The 408-nt window shown below is 70.8% G+C and carries 1 protein-coding gene; it reads left to right on the top strand.

The window, feature by feature from the left end; genetic code table 11:
* Window positions 1-59: 59 nt before the first annotated feature.
* The coding region (locus RM844_RS33175) for a CurL C-terminal domain-containing protein (RefSeq protein ID WP_311671131.1) at window positions 60-408 on the top strand (349 nt) is incomplete at its 3' end.

Here is a 408-nt window from a genome sequence, read left to right as displayed (position 1 = left end):
TCTTTGTCAATCGTGAGGCGCGGGCGTGGCCGGACGAGGGTGCGGCGCGTCGGGGTGGGGTGAGCGCTTTCGGGTTCAGTGGGACCAACGCGCATGTGGTGTTGGAGTCTTCGGGTACCGAGCGGGCGGAGATCGAGGCGGTCTCGGGTCAGTCGGGTGCGCCGTCGTTTGTGTTGCCGGTGTCGGCGAAGAGCGCGGGTGCGTTGTCGCGGGCGTTGGTGGCGTTGGCGGATGATCTGGCGGGCCGGGAGGAGGCTGGGCCCGGTGTGTTGGCCTCGGTCAGTCACACGCTTGCGGTGGGGCGGCACCACTTCGCGCACCGCTGCGCCGTGGTGGCCCACGACCGGGATGACGCGGTCCGGCTGCTGCGCGCGGCGGCCGAGGGTGAGAAGCCCCGCAAGGTCTACC

Origin of the sequence: Streptomyces chisholmiae, from assembly GCF_031845445.1 — a bacterium.
GTDB lineage: Bacteria > Actinomycetota > Actinomycetes > Streptomycetales > Streptomycetaceae > Streptomyces > Streptomyces chisholmiae.
This window is presented reverse-complemented; position numbering and strand designations above follow the sequence as displayed.